Annotated in this window: 18 protein-coding genes and 2 tRNA genes; 10 read left to right on the top strand and 10 right to left on the bottom strand. The window is 56.3% G+C overall.

Annotation, left to right across the window (positions count from 1 at the left end; genetic code table 11):
- Positions 1-82: 82 nt before the first annotated feature.
- Together Q8O73_RS00210 and Q8O73_RS00205 are read right to left on the bottom strand one after the other, a co-directional pair.
- Entirely contained in the window at positions 83-889 is an 807-nt protein-coding gene (locus tag Q8O73_RS00210) for an ion transporter (RefSeq protein WP_305553097.1), read from the bottom strand.
- A gap of 69 nt (positions 890-958) precedes the next feature.
- Entirely contained in the window at positions 959-1,915 is a 957-nt protein-coding gene (locus Q8O73_RS00205; RefSeq protein ID WP_305553095.1) for an acetyl-CoA carboxylase carboxyltransferase subunit alpha, read from the bottom strand.
- A 157-nt stretch (positions 1,916-2,072) separates the two neighbouring features.
- On the opposite strand from Q8O73_RS00205, the gene Q8O73_RS00200 reads away from it, so the two are divergent.
- On the top strand, positions 2,073-2,576 hold the full coding sequence (locus Q8O73_RS00200; protein WP_305553093.1) for a GNAT family N-acetyltransferase: 504 nt from the start codon (positions 2,073-2,075) through the stop codon (positions 2,574-2,576).
- 5 nt (positions 2,577-2,581) lie between these two features.
- Here Q8O73_RS00200 and Q8O73_RS00195 read toward each other — a convergent pair whose 3' ends face one another.
- Positions 2,582-2,938 carry a helix-turn-helix domain-containing protein gene (locus Q8O73_RS00195; RefSeq protein ID WP_305553091.1) on the bottom strand — a complete coding sequence of 119 codons (357 nt, stop codon included), beginning with the start codon at positions 2,936-2,938 and terminating at the stop codon, positions 2,582-2,584.
- A gap of 131 nt (positions 2,939-3,069) precedes the next feature.
- On the opposite strand from Q8O73_RS00195, the gene Q8O73_RS00190 reads away from it, so the two are divergent.
- Positions 3,070-4,095, top strand: coding sequence for a zinc-binding alcohol dehydrogenase family protein (locus Q8O73_RS00190; protein ID WP_305553089.1), 1,026 nt, complete (start codon positions 3,070-3,072; stop codon positions 4,093-4,095).
- 41 nt (positions 4,096-4,136) lie between these two features.
- Here the strand turns inward: Q8O73_RS00190 and Q8O73_RS00185 are convergent, their stop codons facing one another.
- The gene (locus Q8O73_RS00185; protein WP_305553087.1) at positions 4,137-5,123 is read right to left on the bottom strand and encodes a CoA ester lyase; all 987 of its coding nucleotides are present in this window, start codon (positions 5,121-5,123) and stop codon (positions 4,137-4,139) included.
- Between the two features lie 314 nt (positions 5,124-5,437).
- Between Q8O73_RS00185 and Q8O73_RS00180 the strand changes: the two genes are divergently transcribed.
- Entirely contained in the window at positions 5,438-6,598 is a 1,161-nt protein-coding gene (locus Q8O73_RS00180) for a diguanylate cyclase (RefSeq protein ID WP_305553085.1), read from the top strand.
- A gap of 200 nt (positions 6,599-6,798) precedes the next feature.
- Positions 6,799-8,634, top strand: coding sequence for a calcium-binding protein (locus Q8O73_RS00175; RefSeq protein ID WP_305553083.1), 1,836 nt, complete (start codon positions 6,799-6,801; stop codon positions 8,632-8,634).
- A 52-nt stretch (positions 8,635-8,686) separates the two neighbouring features.
- Here Q8O73_RS00175 and Q8O73_RS00170 read toward each other — a convergent pair whose 3' ends face one another.
- Positions 8,687-9,208: a glycine cleavage system protein R gene (locus Q8O73_RS00170; RefSeq protein WP_305553081.1), complete on the bottom strand. Its 522-nt coding sequence runs from the start codon at positions 9,206-9,208 to the stop codon at positions 8,687-8,689.
- Positions 9,209-9,458: 250 nt separating this feature from the next.
- Between Q8O73_RS00170 and Q8O73_RS00165 the strand changes: the two genes are divergently transcribed.
- Complete coding sequence (locus Q8O73_RS00165) at positions 9,459-9,947, top strand: fasciclin domain-containing protein (protein ID WP_305553079.1); 489 nt, start codon at positions 9,459-9,461, stop codon at positions 9,945-9,947.
- Between the two features lie 150 nt (positions 9,948-10,097).
- Here Q8O73_RS00165 and Q8O73_RS00160 read toward each other — a convergent pair.
- Positions 10,098-10,174, bottom strand: a tRNA-Arg gene (locus tag Q8O73_RS00160).
- A gap of 331 nt (positions 10,175-10,505) precedes the next feature.
- Between Q8O73_RS00160 and Q8O73_RS00155 the strand changes: the two genes are divergently transcribed.
- Positions 10,506-11,615 carry a hypothetical protein gene (locus Q8O73_RS00155; RefSeq protein WP_305553077.1) on the top strand — a complete coding sequence of 370 codons (1,110 nt, stop codon included), beginning with the start codon at positions 10,506-10,508 and terminating at the stop codon, positions 11,613-11,615.
- Positions 11,616-11,706: 91 nt separating this feature from the next.
- Positions 11,707-12,030 carry a DUF4169 family protein gene (locus Q8O73_RS00150; protein ID WP_305553075.1) on the top strand — a complete coding sequence of 108 codons (324 nt, stop codon included), beginning with the start codon at positions 11,707-11,709 and terminating at the stop codon, positions 12,028-12,030.
- Positions 12,031-12,044: 14 nt separating this feature from the next.
- Here the strand turns inward: Q8O73_RS00150 and Q8O73_RS00145 are convergent, their stop codons facing one another.
- The 3 genes from Q8O73_RS00145 to lipB form a co-directional block, all read right to left on the bottom strand.
- The gene (locus Q8O73_RS00145; protein WP_305553073.1) at positions 12,045-12,584 is read right to left on the bottom strand and encodes a hypothetical protein; all 540 of its coding nucleotides are present in this window, start codon (positions 12,582-12,584) and stop codon (positions 12,045-12,047) included.
- Positions 12,585-12,767: 183 nt separating this feature from the next.
- The gene (locus Q8O73_RS00140) at positions 12,768-13,799 is read right to left on the bottom strand and encodes a diguanylate cyclase (RefSeq protein ID WP_305553071.1); all 1,032 of its coding nucleotides are present in this window, start codon (positions 13,797-13,799) and stop codon (positions 12,768-12,770) included.
- On the bottom strand, positions 13,780-14,457 hold the full coding sequence (lipB, locus tag Q8O73_RS00135; RefSeq protein WP_305553069.1) for a lipoyl(octanoyl) transferase LipB: 678 nt from the start codon (positions 14,455-14,457) through the stop codon (positions 13,780-13,782). Before lipB ends, Q8O73_RS00140 begins: the two co-directional genes overlap by 20 nt.
- A gap of 120 nt (positions 14,458-14,577) precedes the next feature.
- On the opposite strand from lipB, the gene Q8O73_RS00130 reads away from it, so the two are divergent.
- From Q8O73_RS00130 to mgtE, 3 genes are all read left to right on the top strand, one after another.
- Positions 14,578-14,664 (top strand) — tRNA-Leu (locus Q8O73_RS00130).
- Between the two features lie 179 nt (positions 14,665-14,843).
- A complete protein-coding gene (locus tag Q8O73_RS00125) occupies positions 14,844-17,135 on the top strand; it encodes an NADP-dependent malic enzyme (protein ID WP_305553067.1) in 2,292 nt (763 codons plus the stop codon).
- Positions 17,136-17,276: 141 nt separating this feature from the next.
- Complete coding sequence (gene mgtE / locus Q8O73_RS00120; protein WP_305553065.1) at positions 17,277-18,683, top strand: magnesium transporter; 1,407 nt, start codon at positions 17,277-17,279, stop codon at positions 18,681-18,683.
- 18 nt (positions 18,684-18,701) lie between these two features.
- On the opposite strand, the gene Q8O73_RS00115 is transcribed toward mgtE, so the two are convergent.
- Entirely contained in the window at positions 18,702-21,308 is a 2,607-nt protein-coding gene (locus Q8O73_RS00115; RefSeq protein ID WP_305553063.1) for an EAL domain-containing protein, read from the bottom strand.
- Between the last annotated feature and the right edge of the window lie 123 nt (positions 21,309-21,431).

Below are 21,431 nucleotides of genomic sequence, written 5' to 3'. Positions count from 1 at the left end.
TCGCAAGATTAGACGAGGAACGGGGCAAAGGACCACCCCCTTTATCAGATTGGGGCATTTTCCTTGCAAAGAACGGGCGAAATCAGGGCAGATCGGGGCGATTGGCATCGCGATGATCCGCCAGACGGGAAACTTCTTCGCGCAGGGCGCGCAATTCCCGCATGACCTCGGCATGGTCAATCGTGATGACCTCGCGGGTTTCTTCTTCCTCGACATCGACATGGGTGGACATGGCATCGACCACAATGGCGATAAACAGGTTCAGTACCGCAAATGTCGTCACCAGAATGAAAGGCACAAAGAACAACCACGCCAGCGGGTATGTTTCCATCACCGGGCGCACGATCCCCATCGACCAGCTTTCCAGTGTCATGATCTGGAACAGCGAGTAAAACGATGCACCGATAGAGCCAAACCAGTCGGTATAGGTCGCGCCAAACAGCTTGGTCGCCATCACCGCACTGACATAAAACACCAACATCAACAGGGTCAGGACCGATACCATGCCGGGAATGGCGCGCATCAGGGCTTCGACCACCTTGCGCATCGACGGTACGGCGGAAATCAGGCGCAAGGCACGCAGGATGCGCAGTGCGCGCAACACCGACAATCCTTCGCCCACCGGCATCAGGGTTATGCCGACAATGATAAAATCAAAGACGTTCCATGCGCTGGTGAAAAACCGCAACCGGTAAACCGCAAGTTTCATCAACAGTTCAATGACAAAAATCGCCACTGCAATCCGGTCCAGCGCGACCAGAACCGGGCCCGCAACATCCATGATGGTTGGGGATGTTTCCATGCCCAATATCACGGCATTCAGGGCAATGACGGCGATGATAAATTTTTGGAACTGTGATGATTCCACAATCCGACGCAAGACATGCATGATGACATCCGTTTACGGTGCGACAGATTAACGGCGCGAACCATCAGGATTCGCGCCGTTTTTCCGGGATCAGTTCAGGCTGTGACGGCCCATATCGATAAATTTCTGGCGACGGCGGGCTTTTAAAACCCCGCCTTCCAGATCGTTCATCGACATCAGGGCTTTTTCAATCGCATCGCCCACCTTCTGGCAGGCATCATGCGGGGCGCGTTGGGCGCCGCCCAGCGGTTCGGGGATGATATCGTCAATCACGCCCAGTTGTTGCAAATCCTGCGCGGTCAGGCGCAGCGCCTCGGCGGCGGTTTTGGCCTCGTCGCCGGACCGCCACAGGATCGAGGCGCAGCCTTCGGGCGAAATCACCGAATAAATCGAGTTTTCCAGCATCAGGACGGTATTGGCTGCCGCCAGCGCAATTGCCCCGCCCGACCCGCCTTCGCCGATGATCACGGTTACCAGCGGCACCTTGATATCCAGACAGGTTTCAATTGACCGGGCGATGGCTTCGGACTGGCCGCGGGCTTCGGCGTCGGCACCGGGAAAGGCACCGGCGGTATCGACCAGCGTAATCACCGGAATGCCAAACCGTTCGGCCATCCGCATCAGGCGGATCGCCTTGCGATAGCCTTCGGGCTTTGCCATGCCGAAATTGTGTTTGACGCGGGTTTCGGTGTCGTGGCCCTTTTCATGGCCGATGACCATGACGCTGCGTCCGCGCAACCGTGCCAGCCCGCCAATGATCGCCTTGTCTTCGCCATAGAGGCGATCCCCTGCCAGCGGCGTAAAGCCGTCAAACAGATGTTTGATATAATCGACAAAATGCGGACGATCCGGGTGACGGGCGACCTGGGTACGCTGCCACGGTGTCAGGCGGCCATACGTGCTTTGCAGCAGTTTGGTCAGCTTGTCTTGCAGGCGTGAAACCTCATCGGCGATGTTGACTTCATCATTGCCGGTCAGGTGGCGCAATTCTTCGATCTTGCCTTCAAGTTCGGCGATCGGCTTTTCAAAATCCAGAAAGTTGTGCATCTGGGCATCAAATCCGGCTGGGAAACAATGGGGCGGAACATACGTGATCGACACGCCACGTCAAGGGTTGAGGATTTAAACCCTCATAAATTACAAACACCGATCCTGTATAAAGCATATTCTGCACTGCATCATCACCCATTTCATACGGTTTATAATGTTGCCCAATTATATGATTTTCCGGCCGGAAAGCCCGGCAGAAGTCCCGTTTGACCGCCTTGTTGCGATTCTGCATACCGCCTTTGCGGTGCAGGACGGCATTGTTGATCCGCCCAGTTCGGCCAAATCGGTCGATATTGCCGAACTGCAAGGGCGGTTTGCGCGGGATGTTTTGTTGCTGGCCCGCGATGATCAAAACCGCATCATCGGTCAGATCTGGATCGAAGATACGGGGCAGGATGCCTATCTGTATAAATTGTCGGTCGATCCCGACATTGCGCGGGGTGGCATCGGAACCGCATTGGTGCGGGCCGCCTGTGATCATGCGGCCCGTGCCGGAAAGCAGGCAATACGCCTGCATGTCCGGGTTGAACTGACGGGGAATATCGCGTTTTTCAAATCGCAGGGTTTTGCGATTGTCGGTGAAGGGGTTCATGAAGGTTATGACCGCACGACATTCTGGAAAATGGCACGGTCGTTGCTTTTGATCAATGAGGTCTGATCGGATCAGGCCATCTCTGTTTCAGGTTTCCGGGCATAATAAGGCACATGGGTTTCGCCCCAATCCTTTAGCGACAGAATGATCATCCGCAGGGTTTCGCCCTTGGCCGTCAGGCTGTATTCCACACGCGGCGGGACTTCGGCGTAAACTTCACGATGGATCAGCCCGGCTGATTCCAGTTCGCGCAATTGCCGGGTCAGCATGCGTTGGGTGACACCAGGCATGGATCGACGCAATTCGTTGAACCGTCTGGTGCCTTGCATCAGGTGAAACAGCACAACGCCTTTCCATTTCCCGCCAATTATTTCCAGCGTTCCTTCAACCGGGCAGCCAAGGCTGTGATTGGGTGGGCATCTTTCCATCGTTTGATCCCTTTAAAAGGTCAACAGTATACAAATTGACACTATATGCTAAAATTGTGCGTACTTATCATATCCAACATAATTCCCTACACCAAGAGCCATAGTGCAATTTCACGATAAGGATTTTTGTAATGAAAGCTGTTGGTCTGACCCGTTACCTGCCGATTGATAACCCGCAATCCTTTCTGGATGTCGAGGTGGTGACACCTGCACCGGCGGGCCGCGACATTCTGGTGCGCATTCATGCGGTTGCAGTTAATCCGGTTGATTTCAAGGTGCGCCGCCCCAAAGATGCGGTTGAAGAAATCCCGCGCATTCTGGGCTGGGACGCCGCCGGGATTGTCGAGGCGGTGGGCGAAAATGTCACCCTGTTCAAGCCGGGTGATGAAGTTTTCTATGCCGGGGATATCACCCGACCCGGATCAAATGCCGAATATCAGCTGGTTGATGAACGTATTGCGGCGTTAAAACCCCGCAGCCTGTCCTTTGCCGGGGCGGCTGCCCTGCCGCTGACCGCGATTACGGCGTGGGAGTCGCTGTTTGAACGGCTGGCGCTGGATCGTTCCGATATGGCGGGTAATGCAGGCAAAACCTTGCTGATCATCGGGGCCGCAGGCGGGGTGGGGTCGATTGCAATCCAGCTTGCCAAACTGGCGGGACTGACGGTGATTGCCACAGCATCAAGGCCTGAAACCATACGCTGGGTCCGTGATCTGGGGGCGGATCATGTGATCAATCACCGTAATCCGTTAAAGGACGAACTGGCAAAAGCCGGGTTTGCCGATGTGGATTACATCCTGTGTGCCGCCGATACCGACCCGTATTTCGCGGCCATGACCGACATCATTTGCCCGCAGGGCAAGATTTGCGTGATTGTCGAATCCGCCCTTCCGCAGAATATTGATCTTTTGAAAATGAAATCGGTGACATTTGTCTATGAAATGATGTTCACCCGTTCGATGTTTCAGACCCCAGACATGATCGAACAGCATCATTTGCTAAGCCATATCGCCCATCTGGTGGATCAGGGCAAAATCACCACCACCTTGCAGGCCGATTACGGCACCCTGTCGGCAGAAACCCTGCGCAAGGCACATGCAATGCTGGAATCCGGGGCGTCGATAGGTAAAATCGTGCTGCACGGTATCGGCGTTTAGGACCGGGCAAGAGGGGGCGATGATGGCCCCCTCCTGCGTTATTAACCGGCGGTCTTTTTTGCAATCGCCTCGGCCTGGCGGACCATGACTTCGGCCTGTTTGATCGAGGCGATGTCGATCAGGCGGCCATCAAGGGCAACGGCGCCTGCCCCTTCGGACTGGGCCTTTGCCATGGCCTCAAGAATGCGTTTGGCCTTGGTGATTTCGGCGTCGGACGGGGAATAGACATCATTGGCAAGGGTGATCTGGCTGGGATGGATCGCCCATTTCCCTTCGCAGCCCAGCACCATTGCCCGCGCCCCTTGCGCCCGATAGCCTTCGGGGTCGGAAAAATCGCCAAACGGGCCGTCAATCGGGCGCAAGCCATTGGCACGGGCGGCGACCACCATGCGGGCAATGGCGTAATGCCACATGTCGCCCCAGTGATATTGCCGTTCGGTATCGCCGTCCTTGTCGGTCAGAACACCATAATGCGGGTTGGGGCCGCCAATGCCGGTTGTCATTGCCTTGGTCGAGGCGGCGTAATCCGCCACCCCGAAATGCAGCGATTCGTTGCGGGGCGAGGCGGCGGCAATTTCATGGATATTCTGCATGCCCAGCGCGGTTTCAATGATCAGTTCAAAGCCGATGCGCTTTTTGCGGCCCTTGGCCATTTCAATCTGGGTGGCGAGCATATCCAGGGCATAAACATCCGATGCCGTGCCGACCTTGGGGATCATGATCAGGTCAAGACGGTCGCCTGCCTGTTCGAGCACATCCACCACATCGCGATACATATAATGGGTATCAAGGCCGTTGATCCGCACCGATAAAACCTTGTCGCCCCAATCGATGTCATTGATCGCGGCGATGATGTTTTTGCGGGCCTGTTCCTTGTCCGACGGGGCGACCGCGTCTTCCAGATCCAGAAAAATGGCATCCGCCTTTGATTTGGCGGCCTTTTCAAACAATTCGATCCGGCTGCCGGGCACGGCCAGTTCGGACCGGTTGAGGCGGGCCGGGGCGGTGCGGGGGATGGTGAAACTCATGATTATTCTCCAAAAACCTGTTCTTCGGGTTTGCATGGGCAAACCCGTCTGGCGTGATGATTTTAACCGTGGCCGCCGTGACAGCATTTTTGCCTGCGATCATTTTGCGCCGCAGGATAATTTGCGCGGATGCTAACAGACATGCCGCCCTGTCGTCCAATAAGACAATGGTCGCGCCCGGATTTTTGGCTGTTGGCCGATAAAACTGTGCGATGGATGGATAAAGCAATGGCTCCCCGGCGGTCCTGTCGCTAGATTGGCGGGATTCCGCGTGTCATTGCGGATCGGGGGAATAAAAGGCAATCATCGGGCCCATGCGTCAATCATTCACCAGTCTGATTTCTGCCAGTTTTGCGCCGTTGCTTGTGCTGGGCTCTTGCCTGATGCTGGCGCTGTCGCCCGGTCTGGTGCCCGATGATTTGTCCGGTCTGGTGCGGCATGGCCCGTTTGTTCTGGCGGTGCTGGGGGCGGCGATTGGCCTGTGGTTCGGGCGGGGACGCGCTGTTTTTGTCATGGTGTTGCTGTTAGTCTGTTATGGCGTTCTGGTTGCCAATGGCGGCGGATTTTCGGCAGAGGGTCTGGCATTTTTGCGGTTGGCGACATTGTATCTGGTGCCGGTCAATCTGGTGGTGTTGGGGTTTGTTGCCGAACGCGGGGTGCTTAACCCGCGCGGTATTGCCCGCATGCTGTTTTTGGGACTGCAACTGTTCATCATGGTGATGCTGGCCGGGCAGGCCGATGTCGGGGCGGCATTGCGGGCCATTCTGGCGTTTCAACTGGTTGATGCCGGGCCGTTATTTGCCGATGTGCCGCAACCGGCCTTTATCCTTGCCCTGTTGTCGGTCGGGATTTTGATCGCCAGCCGCCGTCCGCTTGAAATCGCCTTTGCCAGTGCCATCATCGCCATTGTCGCCGCCACCCTTGCCGGGCCGGGTTATTTACGGTTTGGCTATCTGGGGGCAACCGGGGTGGTTCTGGCCGGGTTGGCGCAAGAAGCGTGGCGGATGGCCTTTGTTGATGATCTGACCGGCCTGCCGGGGCGGCGTGCCCTTGGCCATGCGCTGGCCGAACTGGGCAATCAATATGCGGTGGCGATGCTGGATGTCGATCATTTCAAGAAATTCAACGATACCTATGGCCATGATGTTGGCGATATCGTGTTGCGCCGGGTGGCCCGCGAACTGGCCCGTGTGGGTGGCGGGGGCAAGGCGTTCCGGTATGGCGGCGAAGAATTTACCGTGATTTTCCCGGGTCGTCCGGCAGATCGGGCCAAATCCCCGCTGGAAGATTTGCGCAAGCGTATTGCTGCCATCAAAATCAGCCCGCCCGATAAAAACAAAACCGTTTCGGTGACGATTTCCGTCGGCATTGCCGAACGCACCGATGATGTTACCGATCCGTGGGCGGTGCTGAAAGAAGCCGATCAGAAACTTTATGCCGCCAAGCAGGCCGGGCGGAACCGGGTGGTCCTTTAAAGCCCGATTGGCGAAATCAAGATGTTAAGGAAGGTCGTGCCTTCTTTGAAGCGGTGATGTGCTGGTGACGTGACAGTCACCGCAAAGAATTTGCAATTTTGATCGAAAATTGTACTTAATTTTAAGTGTTATTTACCTTTTTTCACTCGCCTTAAAGGGGTAGCGTTGTGGTGATTTCATCACATCAGCAGGAGTTCCCCATGGCACGTATCATCGGTACCAATGAAAACGACATACTGCATCAGGCCTCACGCGGGCGGGATGTCATCTATGGCCTGGACGGAGATGATCAGATTCATCTCGGCAGCGGAGATACCGCGATTGGTGGAGCCGGGGCTGATACCTTTATGGTCAGTGAAAGTGGGACGTTTACCCTGTCTTATGCCGGGTCCGATGCGCCCGTGAATTTCCGGTTTTACAATAATGAAGATGTCCCGCCCGGCGAACAGGTGGCGCAGCTTGATGTCAGTGGGGGCGATGCGGCGGGTGACCGGCTGGTCGTCCATGAATACCGCGTTCATGTGGAGCAGAAGGTCGGGGTGATCGGCACCAGTGCGGATGATTATTTTGAGGGTGAAATGGTAATGGTCGAAGGAGGTGCCGGGGCAGATACCATCGTTTTTGACCATCGCGACGTGCATTCCACGCTTATCGAGCCGGGCGTCGCCTATGGTTCGTCGAATGAGGCGGTTTATTTCGATCAGGATAGCATGACCGGCTTTGGCGGTCATGCCGACGGAGACCGAATTTCCTTTGTCGGTGAAGAAGAAAGCGGCGACTTGAATCGTCTGAATGTACGCGGATCGAACCACGATGACATCCTTGTCGCCGGGGAAGACCGCGAAGGTGTTCTTCTGGGGGCAGGTGGTGATGATTTGCTGATCGGCAGCAGCAGTGGCAATGAGTTGAATGGCGAATGGGGCAACGATGTTCTTTTGGGGCATGGCGGTGATGACACCCTGACCGGGGGAAGCGGTGCGGATTTCATGGATGGCGGTGACGGAATTGACGAGGTTCAGTATCTGGGATCAAGTGAAGCCGTGGAAATAGATCTGCGGAACGGTACAGCGAATGGCGGTGATGCCGAAGGCGATGTTATCCGGAATGTCGAGAATATTACCGGATCGCAGCACCATGATGTGCTGATCGGTGATGACGGAAATAACGTGATTGATGGTTTTTTTGGCATTGATACCATCTATGGCCATGGCGGGGACGATACCCTGTCCGGTGCGCAAGTTTTCGGCGGCGACGGTGATGATATTCTTTACGGCAGGCAGCACGGCATGGATGGTCGGGACATCCTTGATGGAGGTGCCGGGGACGACATCATTTATGGCAATGATGAGGGGGACAGCCTGATCGGGGGCGAAGGTGATGATATCCTGATCGCCAACAACATTCACTACGATGATTTTTTCGAGGCCGATAGGACATATTTGTACGGGAATGAAGGCAACGACAAGCTTTATGGCGATGTTGCCGACGACCTTCTGTATGGCGGTGATGACCGCGACCATATGTATGGCGGCAGTGGCAATGACTGGCTTCACGGTGAAAACGGCCACGATGTTTTATATGGCGAAGCCGGCAATGACCGTCTCCAGGGTGGAGATGGTAACGATCTTATGACGGGTGGCAGTGGCAATGACTGGCTTCACGGTGAAAACGGCCACGATGTTTTATATGGTGAAGCCGGCAATGACCGTCTTCAGGGTGGAGATGGTAACGATCTTATGACGGGTGGTGGCGGGCGGGATGATTTCATCTGGACCCATTTTGAAGGCGGGGCGGAACGTGATCGCATTACCGACTTTCAGACAGGCGAGAATGGCGACCGGGTTCTGCTTGGCAAAACCTTCCAGCAAAAAAGCGGTATCGATGATTTCGATGATTTCATTGCCCATGCGCAACAGAACGACACGGGCGTTTACATCGATTTTGCCGACGGGCGGCATTACGGTTATGGCTTGCAGATCGACGGGATCGAGATTGCCGATCTGGACGAAGGCAATGTCGTCTTTGAAGATATTTGATGATGATTGGGGCGCGGTCTGACCCTTTTGCCTTGTCTTGAGGGCAAAAGGGTCAGAGTTCAACAAACCGGAACACCAGCCGCAACGATCCGGCCGTATTGGCAAGGGTCGCCAGACAATTGGCCGCACGGTCTGTCGGGATGGCGACGGCAAAGCGGGCGGTATAGACGCGGGTGTCTTTTTCGCTGCTGGCGCTGGCGGAAAGTTGCACGATATTGGCGTGATATTCGATAAAGATTTCCGACAGCCGTGCAATCAGGCCGGGCTGATCCACGCCGGAACATTCAATCAGATGGGTTGCCCCCGGTGCGCTGGTCAGTGGCGCGGTTTCGGGCATGGATTCTACCGTGATGTCGGCTTTTTCCATGGGTAATTCCCGCAAGGCGGCCTCGCATTCGGCCAGCGGGCAGGTGTCGGGCAATTCGCACGATGTGGCGAAACCGGCGCGCCCGTGATCCAGCACAAAACTGGTCGCGCCGAGATTGGCCCCAATGTCAAACAGCCGCCCGGTAATGTCGGAAATCAGACCGACCCGGTCGGTGCAGGAAACGGTGATGCGGGTATTGGCGTTCATGCTGGCCTCGTTCACTGGACGCGGGGAATATCTGATATTTGATCATAGCATTGAAAAGACGGGATGTATTGATGTTGCGCAAGCGGGCGGTGCGGCAACATGGTTTGACCCCATAAGATACCTGTACGGGGTGCCGGAGAAGGTCGATGGCCGGGGCATGATCACTTTTATATGAATGAACTGTTTGCAGGTGGGGCGGCGTACGCAGTGCCGTGACCGACAGAAACCCCAACGCAAACAGGAGACGACAATGTCTGGATTTAAAAAACTTTTCGCAGCCACCCTTGTTGCCGGTGCAACCGTCCTGGCGAGCCTTCCGGCAAAGGCCGCCGATATTGTAGATACGGCGGTTGCCGCCGGGTCGTTCAATACGCTGGTTGCCGCCGTTCAGGCCGCCGGGCTGGTCGATACCCTGAAAGGCGAAGGCCCGTTTACGGTTTTTGCCCCGACCGACGAAGCCTTTGCCAAATTGCCCGCCGGAACGGTTGAAGGCCTTCTGAAACCGGAAAACAGGGACAAGCTGGTGGCGATCCTGACCTATCACGTCGTGCCGGGCAAGGTGATGGCCGCGGACATCGCAGGCAAGGAAATGGCCGTTGCCAGCGTGCAGGGCGATATCATTGATGTGAATGCGACCAATGGTGTGATGGTGGACAATGCCACCGTGGTCACGGCGGATGTCGAGGCCGATAACGGTGTGATCCATGTGATCGATACCGTGATCATGCCGGGTATGTAATTTGCACGGCGGGTTTTTGCCCTGATTTCCTGCAATCCTTGTCGCGGCCCCGGTTGGCAATACCGGGGTCGTTTTGTTTTAGGGATGGCCGGGGATTGGATATTCTGGAAATGACAAAGGCCCGACGCGCTAACGTCAGGCCTTTGAAAATGGTGCGCCCAGAAGGATTCGAACCTCCGGCCTTCTGATTCGTAGTCAGATGCTCTATCCAGCTGAGCTATGGGCGCTTTGCCTTGTGTTTCCACCGGTTTGCAGTGCTCCCCGTCGGCGGAGCGGAACTTATGCAAAGCGCCGGGGCATTGCAAGCGGTAAATTTCAAAAAACCGTATTTTTTCCTGACAGTTCAAAAAGCCCAAATATTCAGCCATTCTGATGGTCCGATCATCATAATATGACCATTATACCAATGCCCGGATAAAAAAGCGGCAAATGCGTCTTGTTCCTCAAGGAGTCGTCTATTAAGATGCACCCAATCCCGGGGGAGCAGGGGCTTGTTTTCACTATAAGAATGCAGGCCTTGGGAGATTCGCTTATTCCTAGTTTAGGTAATTGATCGAAATGGCCGTTCGCAAAACCTATCTCGCCGTTATTGGCGCCGTCCTGATGCTGGGCGGGTGCTCATTTTCTTCCGAGGCCCTGTGGCCGTCACTGAGTGGCGAGCCGACGGGCAGCCAGGAAACAATGGCTGCCGATGGCAGCAGCACCCCGGCGGTGGGGTCCGCCGGGATGGATCGCAGTTCGCAGCCGCTTGTCGGCATGTCGCAGACCGGGACCTTTGTCGGCACCCGTGTTGACAGCATGCAGGTCGAACTGAACCGGCTCAAGACTGCGCTGGATACCCACAACAACACCTTGCAGCAATTGCGCGCCCAGACGGTGCGCAATTCGCAGGCCTATCACGGTACGGTTGCCGCGATCAGTGCGCGCCTGCAAGTTGGCACAACGCCGGGCAACCCGGTGTTGGTGCAACAATGGAATCAGGCCCAGACCGAACTGGATCACGTCAATGACGACATTGCGGCGATGAATTCGCTGGCGAATAATGTGTCGGCAGACTCGACTCTTTCGACCTTCCTTCTGGAATCGGTTCGCTCGGCCTATCAGGTTTCCGGTGCGGTGGACGAAGATCACCGTCAACTGGCGTTTCTGGAAGACGAAACCAACCGCACGACGGTGCAGATTGATCGTCTTCTGAATGAAATCAGCGACGATCTGGCCCGCCAGACCGGCTATATTTCCAACGAGCGGTCCAATCTGAATGCGCTGGCCCTTGCAATCAAGAATGGTGAAATCTTTGGCGAATCGCTTGCCAAACGGTCGATGCAGGCGCAACCGAGCGCCTCGAACCGCGCCATGCCGACCGCAAATGACAAGCCGTTGGTTGTGATCCGCTTTGACAGCGAAAGCGTTAAATACGAACAGGCGCTTTATAATGCGGTCAACCGGGCGCTGGAACGTCGCCCGGAAGCCACCTTTGACGTTGTTGCCGTCACCCCGAACCGGGGTACCCCGGCACAGGTCGCGCTGAACAGCAACAAATCCAAACGCCATGCGCAAAGCGTGTTGCGGTCGCTGACCGATATGGGCATGCCCGCCAGCCGGGTGCGTGTCTCGGATGCCACCAGCCCGTCGGCATCGGCCAACGAAGTGCATATTTTCGTCCGCTAGGACGGAGTATGTAATTTAAATATCTGTGAACGGCCTGAAACGGGTGCTTTGGTGACAAAGCGCCCGTTTTGTCTGAAGGGGGAGATTTTTCATGGCTGATCTTGTCAATCTGCGGCAGGTGCGCAAGCGCAAGGCCCGTGATGAAAAATCCCGGCAGGCGGATCATAATCGTGCGGTTTTTGGCCGCCGTAAATCGGATCGTGACAAACAGCAGGCAGAACGCGATCTGGCGGCGCGACGGCTGGACGGGCATCTGCGCGATGTGGCCGAAATTCCCGGTGATACTGTTGCGCCAGCGTCCGGCGCGACAGACATTTCCCTTGAAATGCCAGTGCTGACCGAGGCTGCCATCGTGCCGTTTACCGGGCGTCACGGGAAGGGTGACGCCGACGATGATGACGTCCCGGCAGGCTGATCGGGTGTTTTGACCTAACTGTCGAGTGTTTCGCGTTCGCGCTTGGCCTGATCCAGTGCCTCGTCCCATCCCATCAGCCAGTCTTCATGATCGCGGCAATCGGATGGATAGGGGTTTTCGGTCAGACGCATGGCATGAATTCCGGCCGAAAAGCCCGATCCACAAGCCGGGCTGGGCGTTGGGCGTCCCTGAATTGTCGGGGCATTATCCGTATAAATCCGGTTGCGAAAAGCCGGAAGCGAACACAAAACGCCGTCATCAATACCCAGCGGATAGGCCATCATCATCGCCTGTCCCAAAGACGTGATCGACAAAAAACCGCCATCTGCAACGCGGATCAGACCGGCCATCTGCAAATGGGCAATGGCATTGTCAATCCGGCGGCGTAAATCGGGGGTGTCGGTGACGGTGATTTGCCGCCCGTCCTCGTCACTGCAAAACAGCGCCAGAACACGTTCAAACAAAACAGCATGATCAAGATGGTCGCTGGCGGTGCGCAACACCGTCAGCATCAGGGCGGGTTCGCCTGGAACAAAATCGGTTGCTGTGGACATGGCGTCCTCCGTTTTGATGTAAACGACTCTCCTCCCGGAAACCGGGTGACGCGATCAAACGCCCCGGTTGCTTTTTTGTTATTATAGTTTGCAGATATGTTGCGAAGTTGTGAAGAACAATAGGTCACCAAGCGCACTTTTTGGTGAAGCGGCCGGTTTTATCGCAAACAGGATGGGGATTGTTTACGGGGTGCTTTGAGGAGTCTGGCCGCGATCCCTGGCGCTGCGCCAGACGCGCACGCGGTTGCGACCGGCCTGTTTGGCGGCATACAGCGCCTTGTCGGCCTTTTCGATGGTTTCGGCGGTGCTGCGATTGTTGGCCACCGGCGATGCACCGATCGAGGCCGTGACCGGCAAAATCAGGCCATTGCCCGGCTGGACCGGTGTGGCTTCGATCACACGGCGCAAGCGCTCCAGAATCCGGGCGGCTTGCCGCATATCGGCATTGGGCAGGCTGATCAGGAATTCCTCACCGCCATACCGGTACACCTTGTCAAAGGGCCGGACATGGGATTGCAATATTCCGGCGACGGTTTGCAGCACCATATCGCCAATCTGATGGCCGTGGGTATCGTTGACGGCCTTGAAATGATCCAGATCGACCAGGGCAATTGCCGCCGCCGTGCCATTGCGGATGGCGCGTTCGCGTTCGCTGTCCAGATCGGCCATCATTGTCTGGCGGTTATAGGTGCCGGTCAGTGGATCGACATCGGACCGGGCAATGCGAAAGGCGCGTTCAAGGCGGCGGATCTGGGCGAAAAACGATTCGGCGCGCAGGGCCATCTGGTCATATTCACTGGCATCAACCTGACCGGTGGCGTCGTGATGGGCCAAAAGGCGTCGGGCGCTGCCATGCAGTTGATCGTGGGTGGTGGCAAGGGACCGCATGGCGGGTTGATCAATCAGGCCGTTATGGGCATTCAACGCATACCATGCGCCAAAATTGCAATCATGATCGCCCTGACTTTCAGGATCATGATCGCCAAAATCCCTTTCCGGCACCTTGTCCGGGGCGGTATCGCTGTTGGGGTCAACCAGCAACCGCCGGTTCCACGCCAGCAGCAAGGCAATATGTTCGGACAGGGCCGTATCGAGTTCGACCAGAATGTCGCGGTCGGCATCCGCCATATTGCCGCGTGCGATGCTGTCGGGCATTTCGGTGCCCCGGTTTTTGGGGCCGGGATGCCCTGAGGGATCATTCTGTCTGGCGGTCATCGGGGATTCCCGGGAAAATATCGGCAAAGGTTTGCTGCAACACATGGTCCAGTTCTGCCATTGTGACATGCAGGCCCAGATCCGCAAGGCTGGTCACGCCATGTCCGGCAATGCCACAGGGCACGATGCCGCCGAAATGGGATAAATCCGGGTTCACATTGATCGCAATGCCATGAAATGTCACCCAGCGGCGCACACGCACCCCGATGGCCGCGATTTTTTCCTCGCGCCCGTCATCGCGCACCACCCAGATGCCAACCCTTCCATTGCGCCGTTCGCCGGTAACGCCCAGCAGCGCCAGTGTGCGGATGATCCATTCTTCCAGATTATGGACATAGGCCCGTACATCGCGCCCGCGCACCCGCAAATCCATCATCAGATAGGCGGTGCGTTGGCCGGGGCCGTGATAGGTATATTGCCCGCCGCGCCCGGCGTCATAGACCGGGAAACGGTCCGGATCGACCAGATCGTCCGGGGCGGCACTGGTGCCAGCGGTATAAAGCGGTGGATGTTCGACCAGCCAGACCAGTTCGCCGGCCGTTCCGCCATAAATGGCATCGGCGCGGGCTTCCATTTGCGCAAGGGCATCGGGATAGGGAACCTGTGCCGGAGCGATGCGCCATTCGGGCTTTTGTGCGGGTATTATGATGCTTTTCATCTTTCCTGACAAATAAATGAAAACTCCCCTTGATCAGGGGGGGGCTTTTTGCTATCTCCCTTTGCGCCGGGAGGCAAGCCCGCTATGATACGCTTTGGCGGACTTTGATAAACATATTATGCGGTCGTGGCGGAATTGGTAGACGCGCAGCGTTGAGGTCGCTGTGGTAGAAATACCGTGGAAGTTCGAGTCTTCTCGACCGCACCATATGACAGGGGGTTCCTACCAGACCCCTCGTGAAAAAGACCCGCCAGAAATGGCGGGTTTTTTCGTTTGCGTGCTGCCTTTTGCAGGACTAGGCTGACAGCCCCGCTTATGTAACAAAATCAGGACTTAACCATTAAAAGGTTAAGGTGTATTAAGTACCTGAAAATAAAGGTATTATAATGGCCAACAGAAATGACAAGCTGCGTGAAGCGGCCCTGGATTATCACCGGTATCCCACGCCGGGGAAATTGTCTGTCACGGCAACCACCATGCTTGCCAATCAGCGCGATCTGGCCTTGGCCTATTCGCCGGGGGTGGCCTTTGCCTGCGAGGAAATCGTCAAGGACCCGGAAACGGCATCGCTTTATACCGCGCGTGGCAATCTGGTGGGCGTAATTACCAACGGTACGGCGGTTTTGGGTCTTGGTGCGATCGGGTCGCTGGCCTCCAAGCCGGTGATGGAAGGCAAGGCGGTTCTGTTCAAGAAATTCGCCAATATCGATGTGTTCGATCTGGAAGTGAACGAACTTGATCCGCAAAAATTCATAGATATTGTTGCCGCCCTTGAGCCGACATTCGGGGGCGTTAACTTGGAAGACATTAAGGCCCCGGAATGTTTCATCATTGAAGAAGAATTGCGCAAGCGCTGCAACATTCCGATTTTCCATGATGACCAGCATGGTACGGCGATTTGTGTCGCGGCGGCGGTGCGCAATGCCCTGCGCGTGGTGGGCAAGGATATTGCCAATGTGCGCCTTGTGACATCGGGTGCCGGGGCGGCGGCGCTGGCCTGCCTGAATTTGCTGGTATCGATGGGATTGTCGCGGGAAAACATTACGGTCACCGACCGTTTTGGCGTGGTGCACAAGGGCCGGGTCGAGGAAATGGACCCGTGGAAAGATGTCTATGCCATTGAAACCAATGCCCGAACCCTGGATGACGTAATCGAAGGGGCGGATATTTTTCTGGGTCTGTCGGCGCCCAATGTGCTGGGTGCGGAACAATTGATGAAAATGGGCGAACGTCCGATCATCATGGCGTTGGCCAACCCGACACCGGAAGTTTCGCCGGAACTGGTGCGTGAAATTCGCCCCGATGCGGTGATGGCGACCGGGCGGACCGATTACCCAAATCAGGTTAATAACGTTCTGTGTTTCCCGTTTCTGTTTCGGGGCGCGCTGGATGTGGCGGCGACCGAGATTAACGAGGCGATGAAAATCGCCGCGGTCGAGGCGATTGCCGATCTGGCCACCGCCGAGGTTTCCGATATCGTGGCAACCGCCTATGGCGGCGAAGCCTTGAAATTTGGCCCGGAATATCTGATTCCCAAGCCGTTTGACCCGCGTTTGATGCTGGAAATTCCGCCGCGTGTCGCCAAGGCGGCGATGGATAGCGGGGTTGCCAAACGCCCGATTACCGATTTCGATGCCTATCGCCAGCAACTGGAAGGTTTTGTGTTCCGGTCCGGTCTGGTGATGAAACCGGTGTTTGATGTGGCACGCAGCCACAAAAAACGGGTGGTTTATCCCGAAGGCGAATCGCGCCGTGTCTTGCAGGCCTGTCAGGTTCTGGTCGATGACGGGGTGTGCCATCCGGTTCTGATCGGGCGGCGTGATGTCATTCTGGAACGGATTGCCGAACTGGGGCTGCGTATTGTGCCTGATGTGCAGGTCGAAATTCATGATCCGGAGGATAACCGCCATTTTGAACAGGATTGGCAGGATTTCCACACCATCATGGGCCGTCGCGGCATCAATCCGGAATATGCGCGGGCGATTGTCCGGACCCGTCCGACGGTGATTGCCTGTCTGATGCTGCGCCGGGGCGAAGTCGATGCGATGGTATGTGGCTGTCAGGGCGGGTTCCTGCGCCATTTGCGCTATGTCCGCAATCTGGTCGGCGTGCAAAAGGGTGTGTCGGATTTCTCGACCGTCAATATGATGATCATGAAACACGGTACGTTCTTTTTGACCGATACCTATGTGTCGGTCGATCCGACGCCTGAACATGTTGCCGAAACCGCCATCATGGCGGCCGATGTTGTCAAACGGTTCGGGATCACGCCCAAGGCGGCGCTAATTTCGCATTCCAATTTCGGCAGCCACGAAAATGCGTCTTCCTGCAAGATGCGTGATGCGCTCAAACTGATTCGCATTCAGGCCCCCGATCTGGAAATTGACGGGGAAATGCATGCCGATGCGGCGATTTCCCAGGAAATCCGCGACCGTATTTTCCCCAATTCGATGTTGAAGGGGACGGCAAATCTTTTGGTGATGCCAACCCTGGATGCGGCCAATATTTCGTATAATATGGTCAAGATGCTGGGGGATGGGTTGCCGGTCGGGCCGATTCTGGTCGGGGCGGCCAAGGCGGCCCACGTCGTCAGTCCGTCAATCACCGTGCGGGGATTGGTCAATATGAGTGCGATTGCCGTGGTTGATGCCGTCGGGCGGGAACAGGGCAGTCATTAAATCGTGTAACGGACCCCGGCCACGGGTCAGGGCTTGACCCGTTCGCAGCGATAGCGCAGAAACAGCCGTGCCGGACAGTTATGTCGGGCACGGCTGTTTGTCGCAAATCGACACCGGATCAACAATAATCAGGGGGCGCAGATGACCGATGATGTCACACAAGCAGATCGCGCGACGACTGCGCCCGCATCCGGCGACGATTATGTCGATTTGACCCCGGAATATGCCCGCGAGATTCTGGATGCCCTGTATGACGAGGATCTTGTCCGGGTCGAGGAACTGGTGGGTGAACTGCATTTTGCCGATATCGCCGATCTTTTGGGATGGGCAGGCAGTGCGCAACGCCAGCAACTTGTCGAAATCATCCGTGCCGATTTCGATCCCGAACTTCTGACCGAACTTGATGATGAACTGCGCGAGGAAGTCATTGGGCAACTGGGCACACAGGCCGTTGCCGAGGCGATTTCCGAGCTGGATTCCGATGACGTGGTCGAAGTCATCGAGGATATGGAAGAAGAAGACCAGCGGGAATTGCTGGGCGCGTTGTCCGATCTGGAACGCGCCCGGATTGAAGAAGCGCTGTCTTATCCGGAATATACCGCCGGGCGCATCATGCAGCGCGAACTGGTGGCGATTCCCGATTACTGGTCGGTCGGCCAGACCATCGATTTTCTGCGGTCGGCCAAAAACCTGCCCGAAGATTTTTATGACATCATTGTCGTTGATCCGCGCTATCGCCCGGTGGGGATGGTGCCGCTGTCGCGTGCCATTCGGACCAACCGCCCGGTGCTGATCCGCGATGTCATGGAAACCGACAATATGCGGACGATCATCGTTACCGATGAACAGGAAAATGTCGCCCATCTGTTCCGGCAACGCGACCTGATTTCCGCACCGGTGGTCGATGACAGCGGTCGTCTGGTCGGGGTGATTACGGTCGATGACGTGGTGGACGTGATTGACGAAGAATATGAAGAAGACATGATGCGTATGGCCGGTGTCGGCGAGGAAGATGACCTTTCCAGTGCCATTTTTGATACCACCAAATCGCGCTTTACCTGGCTTTTGGTTAATCTGGGCACGGCGATTGCCGCATCGGCGGTGATTGGTGCCTTTGAAGGCACGATTCAGCGTCTGGTCGCCCTTGCCGTTCTGATGCCGATTGTTGCCTCGATGGGCGGTAATGCCGGGACGCAAACCCTGACAGTGGCAGTGCGTGCCATTGCCACCCGTGAATTGACCAAAACCAATGCGTGGCGGGTGGTACGCAAGGAACTTTCGGTCGGGGCGCTGAATGGTATTGCCTTTGCCATTCTGGCCGGGGGGATCACATGGTGGTGGTTTGATGATGTGCAGCTGGGGGCGGTGATCGGGGCGGCGATGATCATCAATCTGGTGGTCGCCGGATTGTCCGGGGCGCTGATTCCACTGGGGTTGGAACGCGCCGGGGTTGACCCGGCGGTGTCCTCGTCGGTGTTTCTGACCACGATCACCGATGTGGTCGGATTTTTCGCCTTTCTGGGGCTGGCGGCGATTTTCCTGCTGTAACTCCGGTCTTCTTCAGGTTTAGGCAGGCTTGGTTTTCTTTGCGGGCTTGATGTCTGGCGCGGAAATTTTGGTGAGAAACGATGTGGTTTCATCGCCGCTGACCGGGCGGGCCAGCAAAAATCCCTGCAATTCATCACAATCAGCGGATTTCAACATTGCCAACTGATCCTCGGTTTCAACCCCGACGGCGACCACCCGGCGATTAAGGCTTTTGCACAGGCGGATGGCCGGATTCAGAACACCGTTTTCCGGCTGCTCGTCCAGTTCCATGTCAAACAGGGTCTTGGACAGTTTGATCCGCTGTACCGGGAACCGTTTCAGATAGCGCAGCGACGACGAATTGGCCCCGAACTGATCCAGGGTCAGGCCAATGCCAGCCTCGGCATAGCGATAAAACTGGCCCAGCGAACGTTCCGGGTCGCGCATCGCGATTTCTTCGGAAACCTCGATTTCAATCATGCCCGGTTGTATGTCGGTGCGGGTGGTGGTCTCGACAATGGTTTTGACCAGATCGGCCTGGATAAATTGCCGTCCCGATACATTCAGGGCAATCGGTACCTCGACATATCCTTCGTCGCGCCATGTGGCGATCTGTTCACAGATTGTTGTGACGATCCAGCGTCCCATCGGGGCCAGCAGGCCGGTACGGTCGGCAACGGCAAGGAAATCGGCGGGCAGACGCAATTTGCCGCTGTCATCTATCCAGCGCAACAAGGCCTCGAACCCGGTGAGGCTGCGGTCCGAAATCCGGAAACGCGGCTGATATTCCAGAACAAAACGGTGTTCATCCACCGCACGGCGCAACTGCGTTTCCATCGACAGGCGGGCATGCATCACATTGTTCATGGTCTCGACAAAGAAACAATAAGACGATTCCGCCGATTTCTGGGCGCGATACATGGCGGCATCCGCATTGGCCAGCAATTGCGACGGCGCACGCGCATCATTGGGATACAGGGCCACACCGACACTGACATGCAGGCGGATTTCATTGGTGCCCGCCGGGATCGGTTGCGATACCGCCTCGACAATCCGTTCGGCTACAAGGGCGGCGCCTTCGGCCTCGGACAGGTCGGTGGCGATGATGGCAAACATGTCGCCTGCAAACCGCCCACAGGTGTCTTTTTCACGGACGGTCGCCCGCAGCCGCCCGGAAATGGTGCGCAGGGCCTCGTCCCCGACAGCGGACCCGAAACGATCATTGATGGCGCGGAAATTGTCGATATCAACCACCAGAACGGCCAAAAGTTTTTCATAACGTTTGGCATGTGCCACTGCCTGATTGAGGCGATCATCAAACAGCGCCCGGTTGGGCAATCCGGTCAGCGGGTCGTGGGTGGCAAGATAACGCAGCCGGTTTACAGCCGCATTGGCCGCTGGATTGTGATGCAGAACGATATCCACGCAATCGGGAAAATGTTTTGACGGGGTAATCGCCAGATCACAGACGACATGAATTCCCTCGGCACTTCGGACCACCCATTCACGGCGGATTTCATCTTCACCGTTGCCAATCGCCAGCAACATTTTTTCCTGGGCGCGGCGCGATGCCGTCCCATCGGTTTGAAATTCCGGGGCCAGATTGTAAAGCCGGATAAAGCCATAATCTTCTTCGCGCAAATCAAAAAATTCGGCAGTTTCCGGTGACATAAATTTCAAATGGCCGTCGGCCCGGGTCAGGGTCATGGCCAAATCGCTGATATTTTCGTGGGGCCGAAAATGATGGAGTTTACGCCGATCAGTTGAGGGCATGCGATTGGCCAGCCAAAACACAAATACCCCGAACAGGATGCTGAGGACGCCGCCACCCACGCCAATCATGTCGGGCGTCAGGCTGCCTTCGGCCAGATAGGCCGGATCGGTTGAGACATCAATGTGCCAGATGCGCCCGGCGACATCAATGGTTGCGGTTTCAATGATCGAGTCGTTTTGCCCTTCGCTGATCAGTTCAAACAGCACGGTGTCCTTTTCGCGAATGCGGACTGTATGATTGGACACATAGCTTTCATTCAGAACCTCGCCCAGCAACGAGCGAATGCGCACCACACCATTGATGATGCCAATCACCTGACCTTCGGCGGACAGTACCGGAATATAGGTGGCAAAACCACGCCCGCCCTGCAACAGTTCGATGGTCGGGGTGACCTGGGTGCGGCGCTGATCGAATGCCATGTCCAGAACCGGTCCGGCAACCGGATGGCGTTTCAAATCGGCCCCCATGGCCGGAACATTGCCCTTGATCGGAGCGACATAGAGAATGATGTAATTCGGGGTGATCCAGTTGATCGCCTGCAAGGCCGGAAACCGGGACTGAAGCGGGGTGGCGATGCTCAGATAGCTGCGTTCATCGACCGGCGGGCCAGCCTGCCAGTTATCGGCAAAACTTTCGAGCAGATAGATATTGTTCTGTACCACCCGTGCGATCTGCTGTCCCAGACTGTCGGCCAGTATGCGTGCGGATGATGTCAGAGATGTATTGCGGGTATCCTGCACATTGCGCCAGACAACCCATGTCGCACTGGCAATGACCAGACAACTGAGCAAGGCGGCCAACACCGCCTGTACCCGGATGCGCGGGGTTTCGGAACGGCGTTCTTCGTCCGGTGTCTGGTCGGTTTCTTCCATGATTTCCCTGCGATATTTTTATCTTTTTATCAAAGTGTTTCCGGTTCCCCGATCTCACTGACCTGAACTGGATCATAAATGTCGTGCCGCGACAATGCCGCTCCGACATTCGGCCGGTTGGTG

Origin of the sequence: Thalassospira sp. (assembly GCF_030690045.1) — a bacterium.
Lineage (GTDB): Bacteria > Pseudomonadota > Alphaproteobacteria > Rhodospirillales > Thalassospiraceae > Thalassospira.
Note: the sequence above shows the minus strand (reverse complement) of the source record. Positions and strands in the feature narration are given on the sequence as shown.

Bases quoted from the DNA above. Each gene is read 5' to 3' on its own strand.
- mgtE (WP_305553065.1), top strand. From the start codon at position 17,277: ATGACCGATGATGTCACACAAGCAGATCGCGCGACGACTGCGCCCGCA.
- Q8O73_RS00115 (WP_305553063.1), bottom strand. From the start codon at position 21,308: ATGGAAGAAACCGACCAGACACCGGACGAAGAACGCCGTTCCGAAACC.
- Q8O73_RS00155 (WP_305553077.1), top strand. From the start codon at position 10,506: ATGGCCGTTCGCAAAACCTATCTCGCCGTTATTGGCGCCGTCCTGATG.
- Q8O73_RS00195 (WP_305553091.1), bottom strand. From the start codon at position 2,938: ATGGAAAGATGCCCACCCAATCACAGCCTTGGCTGCCCGGTTGAAGGA.
- Q8O73_RS00170 (WP_305553081.1), bottom strand. From the start codon at position 9,208: ATGAACGCCAATACCCGCATCACCGTTTCCTGCACCGACCGGGTCGGT.
- Q8O73_RS00200 (WP_305553093.1), top strand. From the start codon at position 2,073: ATGTTGCCCAATTATATGATTTTCCGGCCGGAAAGCCCGGCAGAAGTC.
- Q8O73_RS00150 (WP_305553075.1), top strand. From the start codon at position 11,707: ATGGCTGATCTTGTCAATCTGCGGCAGGTGCGCAAGCGCAAGGCCCGT.
- Q8O73_RS00190 (WP_305553089.1), top strand. From the start codon at position 3,070: ATGAAAGCTGTTGGTCTGACCCGTTACCTGCCGATTGATAACCCGCAA.
- Q8O73_RS00205 (WP_305553095.1), bottom strand. From the start codon at position 1,915: ATGCACAACTTTCTGGATTTTGAAAAGCCGATCGCCGAACTTGAAGGC.
- Q8O73_RS00185 (WP_305553087.1), bottom strand. From the start codon at position 5,123: ATGAGTTTCACCATCCCCCGCACCGCCCCGGCCCGCCTCAACCGGTCC.
- Q8O73_RS00125 (WP_305553067.1), top strand. From the start codon at position 14,844: ATGGCCAACAGAAATGACAAGCTGCGTGAAGCGGCCCTGGATTATCAC.
- Q8O73_RS00180 (WP_305553085.1), top strand. From the start codon at position 5,438: ATGCGTCAATCATTCACCAGTCTGATTTCTGCCAGTTTTGCGCCGTTG.
- Q8O73_RS00140 (WP_305553071.1), bottom strand. From the start codon at position 13,799: ATGACCGCCAGACAGAATGATCCCTCAGGGCATCCCGGCCCCAAAAAC.
- Q8O73_RS00175 (WP_305553083.1), top strand. From the start codon at position 6,799: ATGGCACGTATCATCGGTACCAATGAAAACGACATACTGCATCAGGCC.
- Q8O73_RS00165 (WP_305553079.1), top strand. From the start codon at position 9,459: ATGTCTGGATTTAAAAAACTTTTCGCAGCCACCCTTGTTGCCGGTGCA.
- Q8O73_RS00210 (WP_305553097.1), bottom strand. From the start codon at position 889: ATGCATGTCTTGCGTCGGATTGTGGAATCATCACAGTTCCAAAAATTT.
- lipB (WP_305553069.1), bottom strand. From the start codon at position 14,457: ATGAAAAGCATCATAATACCCGCACAAAAGCCCGAATGGCGCATCGCT.
- Q8O73_RS00145 (WP_305553073.1), bottom strand. From the start codon at position 12,584: ATGTCCACAGCAACCGATTTTGTTCCAGGCGAACCCGCCCTGATGCTG.